Annotated in this window: 1 pseudogene; it reads left to right on the top strand. The window is 44.6% G+C overall.

Annotated features, from left to right (window positions below):
• A pseudogene (locus FLACHUCJ7_RS24990) lies at nt 1-314 on the top strand (RHS repeat domain-containing protein); the annotation flags it as partial.

Below are 314 nucleotides of genomic sequence, written 5' to 3'. Positions count from 1 at the left end.
GCTACAATACCACCCCTACCAACATTTCAGGGGTATCGGCACTCTACAATGGGAACATTGCCGAGACGGCATGGAAAACCAACTCTGACCTGGGAGCTGAAACACGTGGGTATGGGTATCAATACGACAACCTTAACAGACTTACAAATGCTGTTTCGCAGAAAAACAGTACGGCAAACAATACCTATAATGAATTGCTGAGCTATGACAAGAATGGAAACATTATGAGTTTGCAGCGTAACGGAACATCTGATGCTGCAGCGACAGCAATTGACAATCTGGTTTATAGTTACGGTTCTGCCAATTCGACCAAC

The organism is Flavobacterium salmonis, from assembly GCF_903819435.1.
GTDB classification, from domain to species: domain Bacteria; phylum Bacteroidota; class Bacteroidia; order Flavobacteriales; family Flavobacteriaceae; genus Flavobacterium; species Flavobacterium chungangense.
This window is presented reverse-complemented; position numbering and strand designations above follow the sequence as displayed.